The sequence below is a fragment of the Streptomyces triticirhizae genome (genome assembly GCF_003696235.1).
Taxonomy (GTDB): domain Bacteria; phylum Actinomycetota; class Actinomycetes; order Streptomycetales; family Streptomycetaceae; genus Streptomyces; species Streptomyces triticirhizae.
The window spans coordinates 1-4,435 of record NZ_RFFJ01000313.1 but is presented as its reverse complement, the minus strand read 5'-3'; the positions used below and the strand labels follow the sequence as shown (position 1 = coordinate 4,435).

Genomic DNA, 4,435 nt, shown 5'->3' with positions numbered 1-4,435 from the left:
GACCGCGCCCGGCCCCCGGCCAGGCGTGCCCCGCAGCGGAGCCCGCCTCGCCCGGGCCGGGGGCCTTCGGGCCCGGCCCGTCGTCCGCTCGCGCGCAGCGCGAGGCGACGACGGCCCCTCCCGAAACTCCGCGTCAGCGGAACCGTTCCGCCAGGGCCACCGTGCGGCGGGCGCCCGCGACGATCGCGGGGTCGACGAACCGGCCGTCGGGGAGCGCCTGCGCCCCGGCGGCGGTCGCGGCCGCCGCGAGGATCTCGTCGGCCGCCGCCACCTCCGCCTCAGTCGGCGCGAACGCCGCCTCGATCACGGGGAGTTGACGCGGGTGAATGGCCGCCCGGCCGACCAGGCCGAGGGCGCGGCCGACCGCGCAGGAGGCCGCGAGGCCGGGCAGGTCGCGCACGTCCGGGTAGACCGACTGCGCCGGCGGCGCGAGCCCCGCCGCGCGGGCCGCGACCACCGCGCGGCTCCTGGCCCAGGCCAGGCCCGTCTCGTCGGCGACGCCCAACCCGGCCCGCAGATCGGCCTCGCCCAGCGCGATCCCGGCCACCGCCGGGTGCCCCTCCGCGATGACGAACGCCCGCTCCAGCCCCAACGCGCTCTCCAGCAGCGGCCACAGCGGCGGCACCGCGCCGCCGGGCCCGCCGCCCGCCCAGGCGGCGACCGTCGCCACCTCCTGCGGCGAGCGGGTCTTCGGCAGCCGCAGCCCCGCCAGCCCGGGCAGGCCGGCCAGCCGCTCGACCTCGTTCCTGGCCAACGGGCCGGTCAGCGCGTTGACCCGCACCTGCACCGGCACCGGCGGGCGTTCCGTCAGCAGCTCCGCCGTGGCGTCCAGGGCGTAGCCCTTCCGCTCGGGCGCGACCGCGTCCTCCAGGTCGACGATCACCACGTCGGCGCCGGAGCGGAGCGCCTTCGCGACCACGTCGGGCCGGTCGCCGGGCGCGTAGAGCCAGGTCAGCACGGTGCCCGCGCCGTCGGCCCCGTTCACAGCGTGCCCTCCTTCCGCAGCCGGCCGATCTCCTCGGCGGGGACGCCGAGTTCGCCCAGCACCGCCTCGGTGTCTGCGCCATGGGGGCGGCCAGCCCAGCGGATGGCACCCGGGGTCTCGGAGAGCCGGAAGAGGACGTTCTGCATCCGCACCGTGCCCAACTCCTCGTCGGGCACCTCGGCCAGCGTGCCCAACGCCCGGTACTGCGGGTCGGCGAACACGTCCCGCACGTCGTTGATCGGGGCGATCGCGGCCTGCGCCTCCTCGAACGCGGCGATGACCGTCTCCCGGTCGTGGCGGGCGATCCAGGAGCCCACCGCCTCGTCCAACTCGTCGGCGTGCGCGGCGCGTTGGGCGCCGGTGGCGAACCACTCCGCCTCGATCAACTCGGGCCGGCCGACCAGCCGCATCACGCGTTCGGCGATCGACTGGGCGGAGGTGGAGACCGCGACCCAGTGCCCGTCGGCGGTGCGGTAGGTGTTGCGGGGCGCGTTGTTGGCGGAGCGGTTGCCGGTGCGGGGCTGCACATAGCCGAGCTGGTCGTACCAGAGCGGCTGCGGCCCGAGCACGGTCAGCAGCGGCTCGATGATCGCCATGTCCACCACCTGGCCCCGGCCCGTGGCCCGCCGCCCCTCCAGCGCCGTCATCACCGCGTACGCCGTGGTCAGCGCGGCGATGGAGTCGGCGAGGCCGAACGGTGGCAGCGTCGGCGGCCCGTCCGGCTCCCCGGTGATCGCGGCGAACCCGCTCATCGCCTCGGCCAGCGTGCCGAAGCCGGGCCGGCGGGCGTAGGGCCCGAACTGGCCGAAGCCGGTGACGCGGGCCAGCACCAACCCCGGGTTGACGGAGTGGAGTTCATCGGGCCCCAGGTGCCAGCGCTCCAGGGTGCCGGGGCGGAAGTTCTCGATCACCACGTCCGCCTCGGCGGCCAGCCGCAGCAGCAGCCGTTGTCCGTCCGGTGATGAGAGGTCCAGCGTCATGGTGCGCTTGTTGCGGCCCAGCAGCTTCCACCACAGGCCGACGCCGTCCTTGCTGGGGCCGTGGCCCCGGGACGGGTCGGGGCGGCGGGGGTGCTCCACCTTGATGACCTCGGCGCCGAAGTCGCCCAGCAGGGTGGCGGCCAGCGGTCCGGCGAAGAGGGTGGCCAGGTCCAGCACCCGCAGCCCGGCCAGCGGGGCGGGCCCGGGCGCGGCGCCGGAAGCGCGCGAGGACCCGGGGGACTCGAAAAACCCGAAGGATTCGGGGGATTCGGGGGATTCGGGGGTGTCGTTCATGGTGCGGTCCAGGGGTGGGGGGCCGAGCGGTGCAGCGCGTCGATCTCGGCGCGGTTCGGCATGGAGGCGGAGGCGCCGGGGCGGCTGACGGAGAGCGCGGCGGCGGCCGAGGCCCAGGCCATGGCCTCCGGCATCGGCCGGCCCTCGCCGGCGGCGACGGCCAGCGCGCCGACGAACGTGTCGCCCGCCGCCGTGGAGTCCACGGCCCGCACCGGCACCGAGGGAACGCTGACCGGCTCGGCGGTCCGCGAGGCGTGCAGGCTGCCGGCGGCGCCCAGCGTGATCACCACCTCGGGCACCAGCTCCAGCAGGGCGCGGGCGGCGGCCAGCGGCTCGGACGTTCCGGTCAGGGCGGCGGCCTCGTGCTCGTTGGGCACCAACAGGTCAATGAGCGAGAGCAGTTCATCGGGAAGCGGGCGCGCGGGCGCGGGCGTCAGCACCGTGCGGACCCCGTGCGCGCGGGCGGCGTGCGCCCCGGCGAGCACGCCCTCCAGGGGCAGCTCCAGCTGCATCAGCAGCGCGTCGGCGGCGGCGATCCGCGCCTCGTCGCCCTCGGCGAGGCCGGCGACCGTGCCGTTGGCGCCGGGCACCACGACGATGGAGTTGCCGCCCTCGTCGTCCACCACGATGTGGGCGATGCCGCTGGCGCCCGGCACGGTGCGCAGCCCGTCGGTGGCCACGCCGGCCTCGGCGAGCGCGGCGCGCAGCCGGGGCGCGAACGCGTCGTCGCCGACGGCGCCGATCATGGCGACCGCGCCCCCGGCGCGCGCGGCGGCGATCGCCTGGTTGGCGCCCTTGCCGCCCGGCAGGGTGCGGAACTCCCGCCCGGTGACGGTCTCGCCCCGGCGGGGCGCGGTGGTGGTGAAGGCCACCAGGTCCATGTTGGTCGAGCCCAGTACCGCGACGGCGGTGGCGCGGTGGGTGGTCATCGGCGTGCCTCCGGGGTTGGGGCGGTCGCCCCCGGGGCGGGGGCGGAGATGTCCCGGGGCGGCGGTGCCGCCCGCCGGGTCAGTTCGGCCAGCTCGTCGAAGCCGATCCCGTCGAAGTCCGCGACGGAGCTGGCCAGTTGGTTGCGCAGCGGGGCGGTCCAGCGGTGCGGCAGCGCGTCGGGGGCGCCGGCCAGCGCGCCGGCGACCGAGCCGGCGGTGGCCCCGTTGGAGTCGGTGTCCAGGCCGGCGGCCACCGCCCGGCAGATGCTGCCGGTGAAGTCGCCGTCGGCGTGGGTGAGTGCGGCCGCCAACAGCGCCGCGTTGGGCAGCGCGTGCACCCAGTGGTGGTCGGCGAAGTGCGCGTGCAGCGCGTCGACGGCCGCGTCGAAGTCCCGGTGCGCGCGGGCGACTTCGATGCCGAGCCGCACGGCCGCCGCGTAACGGGACCGTGGGGGGACGACGGTGAGCCCGGCGGCCAGAGCGCCGTGCACGTCCTGACGGCCCGTCATGGCGGTGGCGATGGTGGCCGCGACAAACATCGCGCCGTAGACGCCGTTGCCGGTGTGGGTCAACACCGCCTCCCGATGGGCGAGTTCGGCGGCCCGTCCCGGGTCGCCCGGGTGGGTCCAGCCAAAGACGTCGGCCCTGATCTGGGCGCCGATCCACTCCCGGAACGGGTTGCGGTGGATGGCCGTCGCCGGCGGCTCAAGGCCCGCCAACAGGTTGCGGTAGGCGACGCGTTCGGCGGTGAACGTCCGCCCGGCCGGCAGCTCGTCCAGCCACAGCCCGGCGACGTCGGCCGTCGTGAACCCGGTGCCGTGCCGGCGCAGCAACAGCAGGTTCAGCAGCGGGTAGTTGAGGTCGTCGTCCTCCGGGGCGCCGGCGATGTTCTCGGCCAGCGAGGTGGGGGCCGAACGGCGGTTCCACGGGTGCGCGGCCAGCAGCTCGGCCGGCACGCCGCGCGCGGTGAACCAGTCGTTCAACGGCCAGTTGCCGGCCGCCCGCGCCAGCGCCCGGATCGCCGCCAGTGGCAGCTTCTCCACCGGCTTGCCCAACACACAGCCGGCCGCCCGCCCCAGCCACGCGGCCTCCAGCCGCCGGGCGTCGGGCCGCTCCGAACGGGCCGGCGGCGCGGGCCAGTCGGGGCAGGCCGCGCGGATCGCGGCCAGCGAGGTGGGCTCCCGTTCCGCCAACGGCGCCGGCAGCGCGGCCAGTTCGTCCAGCAGCTCCTCGGCGAGCCGGCGCAG

General features: G+C 76.7%; 4 protein-coding genes. All 4 read right to left on the bottom strand.

The window, feature by feature from the left end:
* Nucleotides 1-133 precede the first annotated feature (133 nt).
* A complete protein-coding gene (locus EBN88_RS28820; protein ID WP_122399948.1) occupies nucleotides 134-985 on the bottom strand; it encodes an HpcH/HpaI aldolase/citrate lyase family protein in 852 nt (283 codons plus the stop codon).
* A complete protein-coding gene (locus EBN88_RS28815) occupies nucleotides 982-2,259 on the bottom strand; it encodes a CaiB/BaiF CoA transferase family protein (RefSeq protein ID WP_122399947.1) in 1,278 nt (425 codons plus the stop codon). The genes EBN88_RS28820 and EBN88_RS28815 overlap by 4 nt, the downstream gene beginning before the upstream one ends.
* Nucleotides 2,256-3,188: a ribokinase gene (locus EBN88_RS28810; protein WP_122399946.1), complete on the bottom strand. Its 933-nt coding sequence runs from the start codon at nucleotides 3,186-3,188 to the stop codon at nucleotides 2,256-2,258. The genes EBN88_RS28815 and EBN88_RS28810 overlap by 4 nt, the downstream gene beginning before the upstream one ends.
* The coding region (locus tag EBN88_RS28805; RefSeq protein ID WP_147472897.1) for an ADP-ribosylglycohydrolase family protein at nucleotides 3,185-4,435 on the bottom strand (1,251 nt) is incomplete at its 5' end. The genes EBN88_RS28810 and EBN88_RS28805, both read right to left, overlap by 4 nt.